This window comes from Mesorhizobium loti (assembly GCF_013170705.1).
GTDB classification, from domain to species: Bacteria; Pseudomonadota; Alphaproteobacteria; order Rhizobiales; family Rhizobiaceae; genus Mesorhizobium; species Mesorhizobium loti_D.
In genome coordinates this window covers 5,784,892-5,803,497 of the sequence record NZ_CP033334.1, presented here as the reverse complement: position 1 = coordinate 5,803,497, position 18,606 = coordinate 5,784,892, and the positions used below count along the sequence as shown (strand labels likewise).

At 64.2% G+C, this 18,606-nt stretch carries 14 protein-coding genes; 1 reads left to right on the top strand and 13 read right to left on the bottom strand.

Features of this window, described 5'->3' with window-relative positions; genetic code table 11:
* Window positions 1–12: 12 nt before the first annotated feature.
* The 7 genes from EB815_RS28565 to EB815_RS28535 all read right to left on the bottom strand — a co-directional run bounded on the left by EB815_RS28565 (window position 13) and on the right by EB815_RS28535 (window position 8,089).
* The gene (locus EB815_RS28565; protein ID WP_056564260.1) at window positions 13–1,992 is read right to left on the bottom strand and encodes an ABC transporter permease; all 1,980 of its coding nucleotides are present in this window, start codon (window positions 1,990–1,992) and stop codon (window positions 13–15) included.
* Window positions 1,989–3,068, bottom strand: a complete 1,080-nt coding sequence (locus EB815_RS28560) for a quaternary amine ABC transporter ATP-binding protein (RefSeq protein WP_056564256.1) — start codon at window positions 3,066–3,068, stop codon at window positions 1,989–1,991. The genes EB815_RS28565 and EB815_RS28560 overlap by 4 nt, the downstream gene beginning before the upstream one ends.
* 78 nt (window positions 3,069–3,146) lie before the next feature.
* Window positions 3,147–4,121 carry an ABC transporter substrate-binding protein gene (locus EB815_RS28555; protein ID WP_056564253.1) on the bottom strand — a complete coding sequence of 325 codons (975 nt, stop codon included), beginning with the start codon at window positions 4,119–4,121 and terminating at the stop codon, window positions 3,147–3,149.
* 26 nt (window positions 4,122–4,147) lie between these two features.
* Window positions 4,148–4,303, bottom strand: coding sequence for a hypothetical protein (locus EB815_RS28550; protein ID WP_155772374.1), 156 nt, complete (start codon window positions 4,301–4,303; stop codon window positions 4,148–4,150).
* A gap of 230 nt (window positions 4,304–4,533) precedes the next feature.
* On the bottom strand, window positions 4,534–5,298 hold the full coding sequence (locus EB815_RS28545) for an SDR family oxidoreductase (protein WP_056564245.1): 765 nt from the start codon (window positions 5,296–5,298) through the stop codon (window positions 4,534–4,536).
* 93 nt (window positions 5,299–5,391) lie between these two features.
* Window positions 5,392–6,261, bottom strand: a complete 870-nt coding sequence (locus EB815_RS28540) for a DUF427 domain-containing protein (RefSeq protein ID WP_056564242.1) — start codon at window positions 6,259–6,261, stop codon at window positions 5,392–5,394.
* 172 nt (window positions 6,262–6,433) lie between these two features.
* A complete protein-coding gene (locus EB815_RS28535) occupies window positions 6,434–8,089 on the bottom strand; it encodes an ABC transporter substrate-binding protein (protein ID WP_056564239.1) in 1,656 nt (551 codons plus the stop codon).
* Between the two features lie 115 nt (window positions 8,090–8,204).
* Between EB815_RS28535 and EB815_RS28530 the strand changes: the two genes are divergently transcribed.
* Window positions 8,205–9,107 (top strand): LysR family transcriptional regulator, encoded by a 903-nt coding sequence (locus tag EB815_RS28530; protein WP_056564232.1) that lies wholly within the window; start codon window positions 8,205–8,207, stop codon window positions 9,105–9,107.
* Window positions 9,108–9,144: 37 nt separating this feature from the next.
* Here the strand turns inward: EB815_RS28530 and EB815_RS28525 are convergent, their stop codons facing one another.
* The 6 genes from EB815_RS28525 to EB815_RS28500 all read right to left on the bottom strand — a co-directional run bounded on the left by EB815_RS28525 (window position 9,145) and on the right by EB815_RS28500 (window position 18,606).
* The gene (locus EB815_RS28525) at window positions 9,145–11,187 is read right to left on the bottom strand and encodes an ABC transporter ATP-binding protein (protein WP_056564228.1); all 2,043 of its coding nucleotides are present in this window, start codon (window positions 11,185–11,187) and stop codon (window positions 9,145–9,147) included.
* On the bottom strand, window positions 11,180–12,058 hold the full coding sequence (locus EB815_RS28520) for an ABC transporter permease (protein ID WP_056564225.1): 879 nt from the start codon (window positions 12,056–12,058) through the stop codon (window positions 11,180–11,182). Before EB815_RS28520 ends, EB815_RS28525 begins: the two co-directional genes overlap by 8 nt.
* Complete coding sequence (locus tag EB815_RS28515; protein ID WP_056565658.1) at window positions 12,055–12,945, bottom strand: ABC transporter permease; 891 nt, start codon at window positions 12,943–12,945, stop codon at window positions 12,055–12,057. The genes EB815_RS28520 and EB815_RS28515 overlap by 4 nt, the downstream gene beginning before the upstream one ends.
* A gap of 65 nt (window positions 12,946–13,010) precedes the next feature.
* Window positions 13,011–15,371, bottom strand: coding sequence for a molybdopterin-dependent oxidoreductase (locus tag EB815_RS28510; RefSeq protein WP_056564221.1), 2,361 nt, complete (start codon window positions 15,369–15,371; stop codon window positions 13,011–13,013).
* Window positions 15,372–15,493: 122 nt separating this feature from the next.
* Complete coding sequence (locus EB815_RS28505) at window positions 15,494–17,158, bottom strand: ABC transporter substrate-binding protein (protein ID WP_056564218.1); 1,665 nt, start codon at window positions 17,156–17,158, stop codon at window positions 15,494–15,496.
* A gap of 263 nt (window positions 17,159–17,421) precedes the next feature.
* Entirely contained in the window at window positions 17,422–18,606 is a 1,185-nt protein-coding gene (locus EB815_RS28500) for a mandelate racemase/muconate lactonizing enzyme family protein (RefSeq protein ID WP_056564216.1), read from the bottom strand.

Here is an 18,606-nt window from a genome sequence, read left to right as displayed (position 1 = left end):
CGACGTCCTGCCCTATCCCAGCCTTGCCCGCGCTTTCGCCGTCCAGGCGTTGAACAGCCGGTCGGCGACGATGCCGATGAAGGCTATTGCCAGGCCGGCGACGATGCCACGGCCGGAATCGGCCTTGGACAGCGCGATGAACACCTCCTGGCCGAGGTCGCGTGTGCCGACCATGGCGCAGATGATGATCATCGCCAGCGCCATCAGGATGGTCTGGTTGACGCCGAGCATGATCTCGGGAAGCGCCAGCGGCAATTGCACGCGAAAGAAAGTCTGGCGCGGCGTGCAGCCCGACACCTTGGCCGCCTCGATCAATGCCGGTGGTACCTGCCTGATGCCATGATTGGTATAGCGGATGGCCGGCACCACGGCGAAGGCGATCGTTGCGATCATGGCGGTGACGTCGCCGACCCTGAACAGCATCACCACCGGAATGATGAAGCAGAAGGACGGCAGCACCTGCAGCGTGTCGATGATGGGCGTGACGATCTTCTCGAAGCGGTCGCTGCGCGCCGCCATCAGCCCGATCGGGATGCCGATCAGGCAGGCGATGAAGGCCGAGATGCCGCAGAGATATACGGTCGCCATGGTTTTTTCCCACAGCCCGGTGACGGCGCAGAAGAGGGTCAGTGCCGCGACCAGGGCGGCCAGGCGCGGACCCGAAAGCTGATAGCCGGCGAGGCCGAGCAGGAACACGGCCCCCAGCCACGGAAAGCCTTCGCAGAAGGTACGCACCGGGTTGAGCACGTTGAGGATCAGCGCCACGCGAAAGGCTTCGATCGCATCGAAGAAGTTGATCGTCACCCAGTTCACCGCCGCCTTCCACAGCGGCGCGGTGGTGAAGGTGATGGCCTTCGGCACCGCGGCGAAGACCGGCACGAACAGGCCGAGCAGCGTGGTGACGGCAAGGATGGCGATGGCCAGCGTCAGATTGGGGTAGCGCCGCCAGAAGCTCGGGTTCACCGCCTGGTGAACATAGCCCTTTGCCTGCTTGTGCGCGATGGCCTGGCTCAGCCGGTCGAGCGCGATGGCCAGCGCCACAATGGCGAGACCAGCCTCCATGGCTTCGCCGACCTTCAGCGCGCGCAGCGCCAGAAGCACATCGTAGCCGAGGCCGCCGGCGCCGATCATCGAGGCGATGATCACCATGTTGAGCGCCAGCATGATCACCTGGTTGACACCGACCATCAACGTCGGCCGCGCCGACGGCAACAGCACCCGCCACAGTTTCTGCCGCGCCGTGCAGCCGGCCATGTCGCTGAATTCGCCGATCTCCAGCGGCACCCGCGTCAGTCCGAGCATCGTCGCCCGCACCATCGGCGGCGTCGCGAAGATGGCGGTGGCGATCATCGCCGATACCGGGCTGTTGCCGAACAGCAGCAGCATCGGGATGAGATAGGCGAAGGTCGGGATGGTCTGCATCAGGTCGAGGGCAGGGGAGACGATCAGCCTTTCCGCCCATGGCTTGCGCCAGGCCCAGATGCCGGCGAACAGGCCGGTGACGATGCAGAACGGCACGGCTATGGAAATCAGCGCCAGCGTCAGCATGGCGCTGGTCCATTGGCCGAACAGAGCGATGTAGAGGAAACAGCCGCCGACCAGCAGGCTGAGTTTGCGACCGCCCACGGCATGCCCGGCGAGGAAAGCCGTGGCGCACACCCCGACCCAGGACAGGCGCGGCAGGACATAGGCGTCCGCGCCGTGGCCGACCTTGAAGTTCTTGGCGAGCAGATTGAGCGCGAAGTCGAGTGGCACGCCGAGCACCGCGGTGATCGAGCGGGTCAGCCACGATAGGTTCGACTTGATCCAGCCCATCAGCGCGCTGACCCAGTCCGCTACGGGAACGACCGCGTTGGCCGGATAGTTGACAGCCCAGGGGACGCTGTCCTGCAGCAGGAACACCGCCAGCACGGCGGCAAGTGCCGCCGCCCAGACCAGCAGCCACCGCTGAAGCGGTGGCCTCGGCTCGCTGGCGCTTGCCGTCACCGTCATGTGCCGGTTCTCGTATGTTCGATGCCGGCCAAAAGGTCGATGACCGCTTGCGGTGTGACTTCACCGATTGGCTTGCCGGTGCCGTTGACCACCGCGAACGGCTTGCCGGCGGAAACGATGCTGGCGGAAAAACTGGCGATCTTGGCCTCCGGCGCCACCGTCCCGCCATGCTCTGTGCCGTCGCAGGCGCGCATCAGGCTGCGCGCCGAGATCACCTTGGCGCGGTCGACGTCGCGGGTGAACTCGGCGACATAGTCGGTCGCCGGATTGACCACCAGTTCTTCCGGCGTGCCGGTCTGGATGACCTCGCCGTCCTTCATGATGGCGATACGGTCGGCGAGCCTGATCGCCTCGTCGAAATCATGGGTGATGAAGACGATGGTCTTGTGCAGCATGGTCTGCAGCCGCATCAACTCGTCCTGCATCTCGCGGCGGATCAGCGGATCGAGCGCGGAGAACGGCTCGTCGAGGAACCAGATCTCCGGTTTTGTCGCCAGGCTGCGGGCGATGCCGACACGTTGCTGCTGGCCGCCGGAAAGCTCGCGCGGATAGAAATGTTCGCGGCCACGCAGACCGACGAGTTCGATGACCTCGCGGGCGCGCGCCTCGCGTCTCGGCCTGTCCTGCCCCTGTATGCTGAGCGGAAAGGCGATGTTGTCCAGGACATTGAGATGCGGCAGCAGCGCGAAGTTCTGGAACACCATGCCCATGCGATGGCGCCTGAGTTCGATCAGCGCCGCGTCGGAAATCTTCAGCAGGTCCTTGCCTTCGAACTCGACCTTGCCGTGGCTCGGCTCGACCAGCCTCGACATGCAGCGCACCAGCGTCGATTTGCCGGAACCCGACAGACCCATGATGATGAAGATTTCGCCTTGGCGGATTTCGAGATCGACCGCCCGCACCGCGCCGACCAGTCCGGCAGCCGTGACATCGGCCATGCTGGCCTTGCCGTCGTGCTCGCGAATGAAATTGGCCGCGTTCGCCCCGAACAGCTTCCACACATTGCGGCAGGCAAGTTTCACCGGACGGTCATCCGTGCCCGGTTGAGCCGACCTATGTTCAGTCCTGTCCGTCATCCAATCGTCCTTCTGGAACCATCAAGATTTGAGACCCGGCCGATCAAACGGCCAGGCCCCATTTTCCAGTAGGAACGATCACTGCGCCCAGGCTTTCCAGTCGGCTTCGTGCGCGGCGATCCAGGCGGCGGCGACGTCTTCCGTCGTCTTGCCGTCAAGGTCGATCTCGCCGCTCATCTTGTTGAGCTCGTCGGTGTCGATCGTATAGGCCTTGGCCACCTTGTAGGCGACCGGCCATTTGTCCTTCATGCCGTTCCAGGCATATTTCCAGATCTCGCCGTGCGGCTTGCCGCAGTCATATTTGGCATCGGGGTTCACGCCCCATTTCGGGTCGTTGTAGCATTCGGGCGTGTATTCGGGGAATTGCACCCATTCGCCCTTGTATTTGGCCGGCGCCCAATGCGGCGAATAGATCCACAGCATGATCGGCGCCTTGCGCTGATAGGCTGAATCGAGTTCGGCGAACATCGCCGCGTCGGTGCCGGCATGAATGACCGTGAAGGGCAGTTTCAGTGCGGCGACGCGCTCGTCGTCAAAGCCTTCCCAGGTCACCGGGCCGCCGAGATAGCGGCCCTTCGGCGCCGTCTCCGCCGTCGAGAACGATGCGGCGCATGTGGCATCCAGAAGGGCATGCCAATCCGGCAAGGTCGGGCATTTTTCCTTCATGTATTCGGGAAACCACCATTCTTCCTTGGCTTTCGGTCCGAGCTTGCCGAGACGTTCGGTCTGGCCGGTCGCATCGGACGCTTTCATGGCTTCGCCGGCGGTGGTGTCCCAGAATTCCAGGCCGACATCGAGGTCGCCATTGGTGAGGCCGGTGGTCAGGCTGGAGAGGTAGTCGGCGGTCGGGTATTCAACCGTATAGCCAAGCTTTTCGAGGATGCCGCCGAGGATCTTGGCGTTCAGGTTGACGCTGGTCCAGTCGAACAGCGCGATCTTGATCGGGTCGTTGGATTCCGGTGCGGCGGCGTGGGCGGAAGGTGACAACAGGCTTAGTGTCGCGAGCGCGACGGCACTCATCGATAACTTCGAGATATAGCTGCGAAATGACATGCTTGTTCTCCTTCAAGCTGTGGCGGTTATTGTTCGTTCCCTTCTTGCGTCTTTTTATGATTGTGGTGGAAAGACTGGTCGTTGCGCAAGGCCCTTGCCGCCACGTCGCGGCTAAAGCCGGCGCAGGCGAAATGATGCTGAATTTCGGTGATGGTGGAGTATGCCGGGAGGGTCAGCGTCATGACTGCCGATGCATCGCTGCGGGAGCGATCATCCGCGGATCAATTGCCAGTCTTGCGGCGCCCTGCAAGGTGCGAGCCATCAAGGTCCCATGATCTCGGCTACCGGCCTGGCAAGCCCCGTCTCGCCAACGCCGTTTCATGGGGTGAAATTATATATACCAACGTTCATCTCACGCAACGACTAACGCCTCGCGGCTGCACAAATTCAGACTGCAGGCGAAGATGCGATCTTACCAGCAGACGTAGCCGCCATCGACGATCAGATCGAGGCCGGTGACGAAGCTCGACGCGCGGCTGGCCAGGAACACCGTCGGCCCGACCATTTCCTCCGGCGCGGCCATGCGCCCCATCGGCGTGTCGCGCTTGAAGATCTTGATCTCCTCAGCCACCTCCGGCCGCTTGTTCATCGGCGTCAGCGTGTAGCCGGGACTGACGACGTTGACGCGCAATCCGCGATCGGCCCACTCCATGGCGAGGCTCCTCGACAGGTGAATGACGGCGGCTTTCGAAGAGTTGTAGTGCGCCTGCGTCAGCCCGCGATTGACGATGGTGCCCGACATCGAGGCGATGTTGATGATCGAGCCCTTGCGTCGCGCCAGCATCTTGCGCGCCTCGGCCTGGCAGGACAGGAACACGCCGGCGACGTTGACCTCGTGCACCTTCTGCCATGTCTCCAGCGACAAGGTCTCGGCCGGTTCCGAGCCGGCGATGCCGGCATTGTTGACGGCGACGGTCAGTGCGCCGAGTTCGGCCTCCACGCGATCGATTGCCGCCGCGAGATCGCTTTCGGATGTCACTGTGCCGGTCAGCACCAGTGCCTTGCGGCCAAGTGCCGTGATCCGGTGCGCGGTCTCCTCCAGCCCGCCCTTCGATGCATGACCGAAACAGGCGACATCAGCCCCTGCCTCAGCCAGTCCGATCGCGATTGCCTGGCCAATGCCGCTGCCGGCGCCGGTGACCAGCGCGACATCGCCGTCCAGCTTGAAAAGATCCATTGATAGTCCTCCCTGCCATAGGGAAGGTATGCGCGGAGCCGCCTTTCTATCAAGCCTTCGGCGCGCAAGCCGACTAGGGAGGGCGGGCGATGCCTAGAAATAGCCGCTGGATGCAGCCGTGAATTCCTTCGGTATCTCGACGCCGTCGACCAGGATCTTGTCGACCAGTTCGTGATGGAAGCAGACCAGCCCCTTGATGCGCTCGGCCTCGTGCACCGGCTCCGGATAATACCAGACGAGGTTCTCGTGCCGCTTCTTGGGCGTCGTCACGTGATAATAGTTGGAGATGCCCTTGTAGGGGCAGCGTGAAATGTAGCGGCTGGGCGTAAACATATCGAGCCGCGTGTCCGAGATCGGCAAGTAGTGGCGCACCGGGTGGCCGGTCTCGAACAGGAACACGCCGCGGCGTGAATCGGCGACCTGCTCGCCGTCGAGGATGACCTGTACCCGCCGCGACGACGGCAGGCAGTCGACCCGGCGGAACGGATCGCGGGCGTGGACGAAGATCTCCTCGTCCTCCTCGTACCAGTGCGTCATCTTGGGCCAATAGAAGGACATGTAGTCCGACAGGTCAGGCGATCCCTTGACCGGATCGAGATAGCGCCAGGCGGCATCCTCGACCAGCGTGATGCCGGTGTTCAGCGAATAATGCGTGGCGACGCCCTTGAACGGGCTCTCGGTCGTCGTCGTGCTGGGCAGCAGGAACTCCTCGCGCACATCGCCGATCGGGAAGTAATAGACCGGCAGATGGTCGGATTCGTAGAGCACCAGCGCCTTGGTCGTGTCGGCGACGATCATCGATCCCACCTGCACGCGCAGCCGCTTCTGCATCGGCATGGTGAAGGCGACATAGCCGGGTTCCGATTCATACTGCACGATAGTGTCGAGCAGGGGGAAATGCGGTCCGCGACCGCGCAAATGAGGCTTGCGAATGGTAGTCTCCCGTTTCTTTTCTTTTGTCATCGAGCGTTGGCGCAAAGCGAGATGAACCTGGATTGAGCCATGGTGTCGGAGGGTTTCCGGGCGGCGGGTTTCTCTTGCATCGAGCGGCTCGAGCGATGGCCCCCCATCGCTCTTTGCAGCCTGCCAAGGGATAGCCGCACCGCCCGAAAGACAGAATTGTCCAATCCGGCCTCTATCCCAGCGATACGCGATCGAGCAGCAGTCCGGCCGCGATCGGCGGCAGGCCGCTGACATTCTTGCGCACCGGCACCAGCAGATCCGGGAAATAGCTGAAGATCACCGGCGTCTCGTCGAGCAGCAGTTTCTGGATGTCGGATGCGGCCGCGCGCTGCGCGCCGATGTCGAGCGCCTTGAGATAGCTGGTAACCATGCCGTCATAGGCCGTGCTCTTGAAATGCGCCGCGTTCCACGGGCCGTCGCTGACCAGCGGGCTCTTGAGGAAGACGTTGGGCACGCTGCGATGCGCGTAGTCGGTGATCCCCAACGGGCTGTCCAGCCAGTCCGACTGGCCGAATACCGCCTTGCCGTAATATTTGTCCTGGTCCTCGATGTTGAGCGCGATGCGGGCACCGATCTCCTTGACGAAATTCTGGAACAGCTGCGCATAGCCCGGGATGTCGGAATAGCGCAGCGTCGTCAGGGTCATGTCGAAGCCGTTGGCGAGGCCGGCCGCTTCGAGCAGTTGTTTGGCCTTGGCGATATCCTGGACACGCTGCGGCACGGACTTGTCGGTGGCGGGGAAGGCGGGCGCGAACGGGCTGTCATTGCCTGTTGCCGCCATGCCGCGGCAGAGACCATCGACCAGCTTGGAGCGGTCGATGCTGAGCGCCAGCGCCTGGCGCACGCGCTTGTCGGTGAACGGGCCGGTGTCGCAACGCATGTGCAACTGGCGATGCGCGGTCGAGGCGACGCGCAGCACGGTGATGTCTGGGCTGTTGAGCACCACCTGGCTGACATCGAGCGGTACTGCGTCGAGGACATCGACCTCGCCGGCCTGCAGCGCCAGGATGCGCGGCTGCACGTCGCCGTAGAACTTGAATTCGAGCCGGTCGGGCAGGGCCTTCTCGCCCCAATAGTCCTGGTTGCGCACGAAGGTCGCGCCGACCTTCGGCGTGTAGCTCTCCAGCCGGAACGGGCCGGTGCCCTCGAAGGTCTTTTCGTAGTCGCCCTTGTAGCTCGCCGGCAGGATGACGGCGTTGTAATTGTCGATCGACACCGAATAGGGAAAGCTGCCGTTCGGTTGATCGAGATGGAAGGCGACGGTGTGGTCGTCAATCTTCCGCGTGCCGCCCTTCGACAGCAGGCCCTTGAACACCGAAAGCGCGTTAGAGGCGCCGTTGGGATCCGCGAGGCGATCGAAGGTCGCGACCACGTCGTCGGCCTTGAAGTCCTCGCCATTGTGGAATTTCACGCCCTTGCGCAGCTTGAAGGTCCATACACTGCCATCGGCGTTCGGCGACCAGCTCTCCGCCAGCACCGGCTTCAGGGTGAGATCCGGTTGCGTGACGCACAGAAACTCGGCGGTCTGGAAAACCAGCTGGTAGCTGCCGCTGTCATAGTAGGTGATGGGATCGATGGCGCCGCCCGGCGTGGCGACGCCGGCGCGCACCGTGCCGCCCGGCTTGCCCTCGGCGCGGGCCTTTTGCGTGCCGAGGCCGGCAGCGGTGACAAGGCTGCCCAGGAACGGCAGGGAAAGGCCAAGAACGCTGCCATGACGCAGGAAATCGCGGCGGTCGAGCCTGCCGGCAAGCAGTTCGTCGACAGCGGAATTTTCGATTGCGGTCAGATTTTTGCGGGCGGCGTCGATCGTCACGAAAGGCGTTGGCATGGCTGCATTCCTCGCTTGCCCTCGGGGGATCGGCCATTTAGGTCATTGTTGACCGCGACCGGAAAGCGATATTTTTTGATAGGGGTCATCGAAATTTTCGATGCGAGGTGTGACCATGGATACCGAGAACCTGCGCAGTTTCCTGGAAGTCGCCGAGCATGGCAGCTTCACCGTCGCGGCCAGCCGCCTCAACCTTGCGCAATCCACGGTCAGCGCGCGGATCAGGGGGCTGGAGGAGCAGTTGGGGCGCCGGCTTTTCGTGCGCGATCGTGACGGCGTCACGCTCACGCCTGCCGGCCGGCAGTTCCTGCCGCACGCCTCTTCCATCACCCGCACCTGGGAGCAATCGAGGCAGGATATCGCAGTTCCCGATGGCTATGACAGCCTGCTGCGGCTGACCGCGCCCGCCTATCTGTGGGAGCGCATCACCTCGCCATGGGTCGAGTGGATGCGCGCTAGGCGGCCGAACGTGGCGCTACGGCTCGAGGGCAGTTTCCCGGATCTGGCCATCGACCAACTGGCGGAAGGACTGCTCGACATCTGCATCCTCTATCTGCCGCGCCCGCATCCCGGCATCGTCTATGAAACGCTGGCCGTCGATCAGGTGGTGCTTGTCCAGCATGCCGCGCAGACCAAGCCATGGACCGAAAACTACATCCTTATGGACTGGGGGCTCGAATTCCGCATCGAGCACGACCGTGCCTTTGCCGGCATGGTCAAGCCGGCCATTTCGGCCGGGCTGGTCTTCATCGGCCTGCAGCATGTGCTGTCGCAGCAGGCGGCGGCCTACCTGCCGCTCAGCGCCGTCAGCGGCCATATCGAGCGCGGAGAAATGCGGCGCATCGGCAACGCGCCGGTGTTCCAGCGGCCGATCTACCTTGCCTATCCGAGCAACCCGGTTTCGTCTGATGTGCTGGATGTCGCACTGACGGGTTTGCGTGCGCTGGCCAGGGATTGGGCCAAAGGCCAGGGCTTTTCGGAAGGTGACCGATCGCTCGGCATGGCCGGCCAGGTGTAGCCGACCGGCGCATGCGGTCATCCGCAGCGATGCCTTGCTACGCCGGCTCGGTCACGCCCCCCTTCTGCAGCCTCGCCAGCTCCGCATAGGGGATGTGACAGCGGATCGAGTGTCCGGGCTGGGCCTGGGCCAGTGGCGGCTCCTGCTGCTCGCAGATCGGGCCGATCTTGCGCGGGCAGCGCGTGTGGAACACACATCCCGAGGGCGGGTTGGTGGCGCTGGGGATCTCGCCGTCGAGCCGAATGCGCGCCGTCTCGGTCTGGTCAAGCTTGGGTACCGCCGACAGCAGCGCTTCCGTATAGGGGTGATGCGGTCCGGAGAAGACTTCCTCCGATGGCCCAATCTCCATGATGCGGCCGAGATAGAGCACGGCGATCTTGTCGGAGAGGTAACGCACCACGCCAAGGTCGTGCGAGATGAAGATGTAGCTGACGTCTTCCTTGGCCTGCAAATCGGCGAGCAGGTTGAGGATCGCCGCCTGGACGGAGACGTCGAGTGCCGAGGTTGGCTCGTCGCAGACCACGATGCGGGGATCGCCGGCGAAAGCACGCGCGATGGCGACGCGCTGCTTCAGCCCGCCTGAGAGCTGGCGCGGCTTGACGGCCAGATGCCGGTCGGTGAGGCGCACCGAGCGGACGAGGTCGTCGAGGCGTGCCTCCTGTGCCTTGCCCGAGAGGCCGGCGAGCCGCTTCAAGGCGCGGCCGAGGATATGGCGGATCGAATGCGCGCGATTGAGGGCCGAGTCCGGGTTCTGGAAGACGATCTGCATCGCCTTGACCTGATCGTCGCCACGGTTCTCCAGCTTCGGCGCCAGCGCCTTGCCCTCGAGCTCGATGGTGCCGCCGTCATCGGGGGGCACAAGGCCGAGCAGCAGCCTGGCGAAGGTCGTCTTGCCGCTGCCGGATTCGCCGACCAGCCCCAGCGTCTCGCCGGGCCGCAGATCGAGCGAGACATCCTTCACCGCGCGCAAGGGATGGCCATGGCTGGCATAGGTCTTGTTCAGTCCGGCGACACGCAGCACCGGTGCGGTTGCCGGCTTGGGCGCTGCCGCCACGTCGCTCGGTGTGGCGCGTGGCAGGGCTTGCGCCCTGTCGTGATGGAAGCAGCGCGACAGGCGCTTGCCTCGCTCGTCGCTCAGATCATAGAGCGGCGGCAATTCGGTGCGGCAGCGGTCGTCCGCCAAGGCGCAGCGGTCGGCGAAGGCACAGCCTTTGATGTCGGCGCCAATACCCGGCAGGAAGCCCGGAATGGTGTCGAGCCGCCCCTGGTCCTTGCGCTGGCCGCCGCGCGGCAGGCAGCGTAGGAGTGCTACCGTATAGGGATGGCGCGGGTCGTTGAAGACGACATCGGTCGGTCCCTCCTCGACCAGCATCCCGGCATAGAGCACGCCGACCCGGTCGCACATGTTGGACACGACGGCGAGGTTGTGGCTGATGAACAGGATCGAGGCCGACAGCTCTTGCCTGAGCTGCGCGATAAGGTCGAGCACCTCGGCCTCGACCGTCGCATCGAGGCCGGTGGTCGGTTCGTCGAGGATCAGCATCGAGGGATCGTTGGCCAGCGCCATGGCGATCGCCACGCGCTGCTGCATGCCGCCGGAGAGTTGGTGCGGATAGCGCTGCATGACGCTTGGCGGATCGGAGATGCGCACCCGGTTGAGCATGGCGATGGCGCGATCGGTGGCCGCCTCGCCCGTTATGCCGCCAAGCTCGAAGATCTCGGTCAACTGGCGGCCGATGCGGATCGACGGGTTCAGCGCCTTGCCGGGATCCTGGTAGACCATCGAGACGCTTTCGGCGCGCGCGCGCCGCAAGGCTTCGGCGTCGAGCTTCATCACGTCCTGGCCGTCGAGCGAGATCGCGCCGCCCGATATCGAGCCGTTCCTCGGCAGATAGCGCACGACGGTGAGCGCCACGGTGGATTTGCCGCAGCCGGATTCGCCGACGAGCCCATAGGCCTCGCCTTGCCCGATGTTGAGGCTGAGATTGCGCAGCACGGCCCGATTGCGCCCGGCCACCCGGTAGGCGACCGACAGGTCGGTGAGTTCGAGCGCGTTTTGCGCCTTCGCGGAGTTAGTCATTGAGCGCTCCATGAACGCCGTCGGCCACAAGGTTGACACCGATCACCAGCGAGGCGATGGCGAGTGCGTCGAACAGCACCGTCCACCAGAAGCCGCCGCCGATCATGCCGTAATTGCTGGAGATCGACAGCCCCCAGTCGGGTGAGGGCGGCTGGATGCCGAAACCCATGAAGGAGAGCGTGGCGACCGCGAAGATGGCGTAGCCCAGCCGCACGGTGGTCTCGACCAGGATCGGCGGGATGACGTTGGGCAGGATCTCGACGAACATCGTGTGGAAGGCGCTCTCGTGCCTCAACTGCGCGGCTGCGACGTAATCCAGTTCGCGCTCGGCCAGCACCGCCGAGCGCACGGTGCGGGCGATGATCGGCGCGAAGCTCAGCCCAATGACGACGATGACGGTGGCCTTGGAGGTGCCGAGCGCGACGATGGCCAGCAACGCGACGATGACCACGGGGATGGCCATGAAGGCTTCCAGGACGCGGCTGACGACATCGTCGACAATGCCGCGGAAATAACCGGTGAGCAAGCCAAGCGCCGTGCCGGCAACCGTCGCCAGCAAGGTCGCCAGTGGCGCGACGGTGAGGATGTCGCGCGAGCCGACAATGACGCGTGAGAAGACGTCGCGGCCGATCTGGTCGGTGCCGAACCAGTGTTCGGACGAAGGCGGCGCCAGCGCGTTGATGATGTCGTCGGCAAGCGGATCGTAGGGTGCGAAGTGCTCGCCGAAGAGCGCGCAGGCGACCCAGAACAGCACGATGAAAAGGCCGACGAGGAAGGTCCGCGAGCGCATGAGCGAGAAGAGGACTTCCGCGAGGGGACTGCGCCGGCGCGTGCCGTCTTGTGGGGGAGAGGTGGTCTGCACGGCGCTCATTGGTCTGACCCCAGCCGGATGCGTGGATTGAGCACGGAATAGAGGAAGTCGGCGATCAACGTCGCCACGGCATAGACGATGCCGATGGTCAGGATGCCCGATTCCAGCATCGGAAAGTCCTTGCCGCGCGCGGCGGTGAAGATCAGCGAGCCGATGCCCTGGTAGCGGAACAGCGTCTCGATCACCACCAGGCCGCCGATGAGATAGCCGGTCTGGGTGGCGATGACGGTGATGGTCGGCAGCAGCGCATTGCGCAGCACATGGCGCCAGATCACCGTGCGCCAGGGCAGGCCCTTGAGCACCGCGGTTCTCGTATAATCGGAATCAAGCGCCTCGATCATGCCGGAACGCGCCATGCGCGCGATATAGCCGAACAGCACCAGGAACAGCGGCAGCGACGGCAGGATCAGATAATAGAGCTGGGTGAAGAAGCCGGCATCCTTCGGCCATGCCGCCGAGATCGGCAGCCAGCGCAGCCACACGCCGAAGATCAGGATCAGGATGATGCCGGTGACGAATTCCGGCAGCACGGTCACCGACAAGCCGCCAAGGCTGATGATGCGGTCGAGCGGCCGGTTGAGGTTGAGCGCCGCCACGACGCCGCCGAGGATACCGATCGGCACCACCAGCACGAAGGCGACCGCGGCCAGCTTCATCGAATTGCCCAAGGCATCGATGACGAATGGCGCCACCGGCGAGCGGAAGATGTAGGACGTGCCCATGTCGCCGCGGACAAAATTCCAGATCCAGGTCGCATATTGGGTGAGCAGCGGCCGGTCGACACCGAGCGTATGATTGAGCGCGTCGACCGCGCGCTGGTCGGCAAACGGCCCCAGGATCGCACGCCCGACATTACCGGGCAGAACCTGGCCGCCCAGGAACACCATGATGCTGAGCAGGAACAGCGTCACAAGCGACAGCGAAACACGCCGGGCAAAGAAGGAAAGAATGGCTAAGCCTCCTTGTGATGGGGCTGCGGTCCGGCCAGGCCGGGCACATCGGCTAAACGCACTGTGGCAGGCGGATCGAAGGCTGTCACCGGGGGGACGGCTCCGTCAAATCGAGATACCTCGACCAGCGTCGAATTGCAGGTCGGTGATTGGGCAAGGCGCGACGTTCCCCGGTCGGGCGTCAGCACGTTCGGATTGCCATGCCTTTCCAGACTGTGCGGCTGTCCTGGCGTGGAGGGGTCAAACCATGCACCGGTGGGCAACTGGACGACGCCGGGGATCAGTCCATCCGTCAGCACCGCGCCCGCGAGGCACGCTCCGCGATCGTTGAAGACGCGCACGACGGCTCCGTCCACGATACCGCGCGCCGCGGCATCCGCCCGGTTGATCCACAGCGGCGCGCGGTCCGACACCTTGCCTGCCCGGCTGACCGAACCGTGATCGTACTGGCTGTGCAGCTTGTCGGCGGGCTGTGGTGACAGGAGATGCAGCGGGAACCGGCTGGCAAGCTCGCTGCCCAGCCATTCCCTCGGCTCCCGCCAGACGGCATGACCGGGACAGTCGTCATAGCCGAAGGAGTCGATCGTCTGCGAGAACAGCTCTATGCGGCCCGATGGCGTCGCCAGCCGCTGGCGCTCCGGATCGGCGCGGAAGGAACCGAGCAAAGTCTGCGACGTCAGCTGCCGGGCAAGGTCGGCGTGGCCGTCATGCCAGAAACGGTCGAAGGGCGGCATCTCCACTCCGGCCGCATTCGCATTGTTCCTGGCCTGCTCGTAAAGCAAGGGAATCCAGTCGCTGGCCGCGCGTCCTTCGGTGAAGGCTTCGCCGGTACCGAGCCGCGTCGAGAGGTCGGCAAAGATCCGATAATCGTCGCGTGCTTCCCCAACCGGGTCGATCGCTTGCTTCATGGCGACGACGAGGTTTTCCCGGTTCGAGAAGGCGAGGTCGTTTCGCTCCAGCGGCGTGGTGACCGGCAGCACGATGTCGGCATGGCGCGCCGTGGCCGTCCAGAAGGGCTCGTTGACGATGATCGTTTCAGGCCGCTGCCAAGCCTCCACCAGCCGGTTCAGGTCCTGGTGATGATGAAACGGATTACCGCCGGCCCAGTAGACCAGCCTGATGTCGGGATAGGTCATCGCGGCGCCGTTGAAGTCGAAGGAACCGCCCGGGTTGAGCAGCATATCGGCCATCCGCGCGACCGGGATGAAGTCCGGAACCTGGTTCCTGCCTTGCGGCACGGATGGCCACCGGAATCCCATCTCCGGTCTTCCGGCGCCGTTGGTCGACGAATAGCCGAAGCCAAGGCCGCCGCCCGGCAGTCCGATCTGGCCGAGCAGCGCGGCAAGCGTGATCGCCGCCCAGTATGGCTGTTCGCCATGGTCGGCGCGCTGCAAGGACCAGCTCACCATCAACATCGTGCGCTTGGTAGCCATTTCCCTGGCCAGGGCGACGATCCTGTCCTGCGCCACGCCGCTCAGGGCGGCAGCCCATGCTGGACTTTTCGGCTGGCCGTCGGTTTCTCCCAGGATGTAGGCCCGCACAGCCTCGAAGCCGGTGCAGTAGCGCGCCAGGAATGCCTCGTCATGACGGTGCTCGCTGAGGAGGACATGGCACAGGGCCAGCATCAAGGCGGTGTCGCTGTTCGGTCGCAGCGCCAGCCATTCGGTCTCGACGCCACGCGGTGCGTCATCGCGCACGGGCGAGACATTGATCAGCCGGGCGCCGTTGGCGACAGCATTGCGCAAGGCCGCGGCGGCCTCGTGACGGGCCGCGCCGCCGCCTTGTATCTGCGCATTGCGCCAGGGCAAGCCGCCAAAGGCGATGATCAGTTCGCTATGCCGTTCGATACCGTCCCAGGTGGAATGATTGCCCGTCAGGCCATCGGTCCCGCCAAGCACATGCGGTAGGATGATCTCGGCCGCGCCGTAGGAATAGCTGAGCACCGAACTCGTATAGCCGCCGATCGTGTTGAGGAAGCGGTGGACCTGGCTCTGGGCATGGTGGAACCGCCCCGCGCTCGCCCATCCATAGGAGCCCGCATAGATTGCGCTGTTGCCATGCTCGACGCGAACACGGTCCAGTTCGGCCGCCACGATGTCCAGTGCCGTTTCCCAGGAGACTTCGACAAAAGCCTCGCCGCCGCGCCCGCCCCTGCCGCCGGACCTGTTCCCTTCCAGCCAGCCGCGCCGGATGGCAGGACGGGAGACACGCAGGTCGCCCTGCACGGTGCCGAGCATGGACTTGCCGATCGGCGATGGATCGGGGTCGCCGATCCACGGCTCGACGCTGACGAGCCTGCCGTTCTCGGCACGGACTTCGTAGGTCCCCCAATGCATGGTGGTGAGCAGGGTCTCGGACTCCATGGGCAACGATCGATCGTCCCGCAACGCGAGGCTCCGCGTCCGGCCGGCGCGCTCGGCCTGGCAGCGAAAGCGCCAGCCCCACTGGGGGCTGGCGGTCGCGGGATGGTCTTGTCTGCCTCCGCTTAGGCCTTCGATGCCTTTTCGAGGAACAGCTGCGACATGGCGGTCGGCTGTACGCCGGCCACGCCCTTCGCCGTCGCCGTCAGGTAGTCGTAGAAATAGCCGAAGATAACAGGCGTTTCCTCGAGCAGCAGCTTCTGGATCTTGCCGGCGTCGGCCTTCTGCGCCTCAAGATCAAGCGCCGCGATGTAGCTGGTCGCCAGGGCGTCGTAGTCCTTGTTCTTGAAGTGCGCCGCGTTCCAGGTGCCTTCGCTCTTCAGCGGGGCAGCGAGATAGACATTCGGCACGCCGCGGTGGCCATAGTCGGTGATGCCCATCACCGAATCCAGCCAGTTCGATTTGCCGAACACCGCGTCGCCGTAATACGCGCTCTGGTCGAGGATGTTGAGCTCGAGCTCGATGCCGATCTCCTTGACCCAGTTCTGGATGAGCTGGGCATATTCGGGGATTTCGAGGTAGCGCTCGGTGGTCAGCGTGATCTTGAAGCCCTTGCCGACGCCCGCCGCTTCCATCAGCTGCTTGGCCTGTGCGATGTCCTGCTTGCGCTGCGGCACGCTGGTATCTGTGGACGGGTAGACCGATGCGAACGGGCTGTCATTACCCGCCACGGCGCGACCCTTCATCAGGCCGGCGACCAGCTTGTCGCGATCCATGCTGAGCGCGATGGCGCGGCGCACGCGCGCGTCCTTCAACGGGCCGTCGTCGCAGCGCAGGTGCAGTTGCTGATGCGCTGAGGACTTCAGGCTGATGATGTCGACGCTCGGATCGCTGAGCAGGGCGACGCCGGCCAGGACCGGCATCTGGTTGATGATGTCGACCTGGCCGCCCTGCAGGGCCAGGATCATCGGCTGCACATCGGTGAAGAAGGTGAATTCCGTGCGATCGGGCAGGGCCTTCTCGCCCCAATAATTCTCGTTGCGGACGAAGGATGCGCCGACTTTCGGCGTGTACTTCTCGACCTTGAACGGCCCGGTGCCGTCGAAGCTCTTCTCGTAGTCGCCCTTGTAGCTCGCCGGGATGATGACGGCGTTGTAATTGTCCGATGACAGCATGTAGGGGAAGTTGCCGTTCGGCGCGTCGAGGTGGAACTCCACCGTATAGTCGTCGACCTTCTTGCTGGCGCCTTTCGACAGGATGCCGGTGAACACCGACAGCGCGTTGGACGAGTTTGCCGGGTCCGCAAGGCGGTCGATGCTGGCCACCACGTCCTCGGCCTTCATCTCGCCGCCCGAATGGAATTTCACGCCCTTGCGCAGCTTGAAGGTCCACACCGAGCCGTTGTCGTTCGGCTTCCAGCTTTCGGCCAGTGCCGGCTTGAGCACGAGGTCCGGGCCATCGACGCAGAGGAACTCGGCAACCTGCTGCATGACCAGCAGGCCGCCGGCGTCGGCGATGGTGACCGGGTCTATGGCTGCCGCCGGCACGCTGCTGGCGACACGGATGGTGGCGCCGGGCGCGCCCTGGGCGCGGGCGAGCGACGGCATGCCGCCGAGGCCGGCGGCCGTGGTGATGCCACCCAGGAGTGGCAGCGACAGGCCGAGCAGGCTGCCGTGGCGGATGAAGTCGCGGCGGCTGACGCGGCCGTCGACGAGACCGTCGATAAGGTGATTTTCGAGCGGCGAGCGGTTGCGCCGGATCAGGTCGAGAATGCGGTAGTTCTTGCTCATGGGTTTAACCCTTTCCCCTTGTTTCTTATGGCTGAAGAATGCACTTGCGGTTGACGAAATTCCGTGGAGTTCTCCTGTCCCGGCCATCAACGAAGTCGGTCGACCGGGACTGTAGCATGCTGTCTTTTCTGGTCCATCCGATCCTTGCGGCGCAGGGTCAGATTTTCTTGAAGCAATGCTTCCACCCGTCAGGTGCTGCCTTGGCGATCCAAGTCGCTGCGGCGCCCCTTGTTCTCGGCTAGTCTCCTTTCCTTCTCTGTCTCCTAGTTCAGCGGCAGGCGGCGGTATGTTCCGGGCTTTGCCGGGTCGTGATATTTGTTGCACGGGCCGTTCTCGGTGAAGTCGCGATGGCAGGCCGCGAGGTTTTTCCGCGACAGGGTAACGCCGAGGCCGGGGCCTTCCGGCACGCGCACGACATTGTTCCTCGGCGAAAACGGCCCTTCTTCGGTGATGTCCATCGGCTGCATGCGAAACAGCGACTGGTTCGGCTCCCGGATCCAGCCGAGCGCCGCGCACAGATGAAGATAGGCCGCGCTGCCGATGCCGCTGTCGCCGCTGTAGCACCAGAAATCGACGCCCGCATGTTCGCAGGCGCCGACGAAGCGCAGCAGGCGGCCGATGCCGCCATGCGCCGTCGGATTGCCGACGAAGGCGTCGGGAACCTTGAGGTCCATGGCGCGCGCGATATCGATATTGTGGGTCGAGAACGGGATCGAGCAATGCTGCCGCAACTGCCTCATCTCCTCGATCGTCGCCACCGGGTCCTCCCAGTTGCGCACCCCGAGGTCTTCCAGCGGCCGCGCCAGCCGCCGCGCGGTGGCGAGCGAATAGGCCTGGTTGGAATCGATGCGGATCATCGCCCCGTCGCCGAGCTTTTCGCGGATCAGCTCGACCATTCTCAGCGAGACTTTCGGGTCCTCGGTCGAGAATTTGCCTTCGAAGAAGGTCGTTCCATGTGTCTCGTTGAGTTCGACGCAATAGTCGGCGACTTCTTCAGGCGTCGTCTCGCCTTTCACCTTGGGCCCGTCGCCGCGCAACGAAAAATAGTCGGTGAACGGAATGTCCTTGCGCACGGCGCCGCCGAGCAGCTGGTAGAGCGGCTGCTTCCACGCCTTGCCGCGCAGGTCCCACAACGCCATCTCGATGGCGCCGAAGGCCATGATACGGGTGCGATCGTTGATCGACTGCACACCGGTCCAGTAGGGCAGGCAGACATATTCGGCGCCGGCGATGTCGAAGGCATCTCGTCCGACCAGGCGCTCGGCCAGGACATCGTTGATGATCGCGGCTGCCGCCGGCGTTGGCGCTTCGCCGAGGCCGATCAGCCCATCCTCGGTCTCGACCTCGACAATGGTCTGCGAAAAGCCGTCGAGCTCGCCAAAGACCCAGCCATAGGGCGCTTCGAGGCGAAGATTGATCGGCGTGGCCTTGATGCTGCGGATTTTCAT

Bases quoted from the DNA above. Each gene is read 5' to 3' on its own strand.
- EB815_RS28565 (WP_056564260.1), bottom strand. From the start codon at position 1,992: ATGACGGTGACGGCAAGCGCCAGCGAGCCGAGGCCACCGCTTCAGCGG.
- EB815_RS28525 (WP_056564228.1), bottom strand. From the start codon at position 11,187: ATGACTAACTCCGCGAAGGCGCAAAACGCGCTCGAACTCACCGACCTG.
- EB815_RS28530 (WP_056564232.1), top strand. From the start codon at position 8,205: ATGGATACCGAGAACCTGCGCAGTTTCCTGGAAGTCGCCGAGCATGGC.
- EB815_RS28560 (WP_056564256.1), bottom strand. From the start codon at position 3,068: ATGACGGACAGGACTGAACATAGGTCGGCTCAACCGGGCACGGATGAC.
- EB815_RS28540 (WP_056564242.1), bottom strand. From the start codon at position 6,261: ATGACAAAAGAAAAGAAACGGGAGACTACCATTCGCAAGCCTCATTTG.
- EB815_RS28505 (WP_056564218.1), bottom strand. From the start codon at position 17,158: ATGAGCAAGAACTACCGCATTCTCGACCTGATCCGGCGCAACCGCTCG.
- EB815_RS28520 (WP_056564225.1), bottom strand. From the start codon at position 12,058: ATGAGCGCCGTGCAGACCACCTCTCCCCCACAAGACGGCACGCGCCGG.
- EB815_RS28550 (WP_155772374.1), bottom strand. From the start codon at position 4,303: ATGACGCTGACCCTCCCGGCATACTCCACCATCACCGAAATTCAGCAT.
- EB815_RS28510 (WP_056564221.1), bottom strand. From the start codon at position 15,371: ATGGAGTCCGAGACCCTGCTCACCACCATGCATTGGGGGACCTACGAA.
- EB815_RS28535 (WP_056564239.1), bottom strand. From the start codon at position 8,089: ATGCCAACGCCTTTCGTGACGATCGACGCCGCCCGCAAAAATCTGACC.
- EB815_RS28555 (WP_056564253.1), bottom strand. From the start codon at position 4,121: ATGTCATTTCGCAGCTATATCTCGAAGTTATCGATGAGTGCCGTCGCG.
- EB815_RS28515 (WP_056565658.1), bottom strand. From the start codon at position 12,945: ATGGTGTTCCTGGGCGGCCAGGTTCTGCCCGGTAATGTCGGGCGTGCG.
- EB815_RS28545 (WP_056564245.1), bottom strand. From the start codon at position 5,298: ATGGATCTTTTCAAGCTGGACGGCGATGTCGCGCTGGTCACCGGCGCC.
- EB815_RS28500 (WP_056564216.1), bottom strand. From the start codon at position 18,606: ATGAAAATCCGCAGCATCAAGGCCACGCCGATCAATCTTCGCCTCGAA.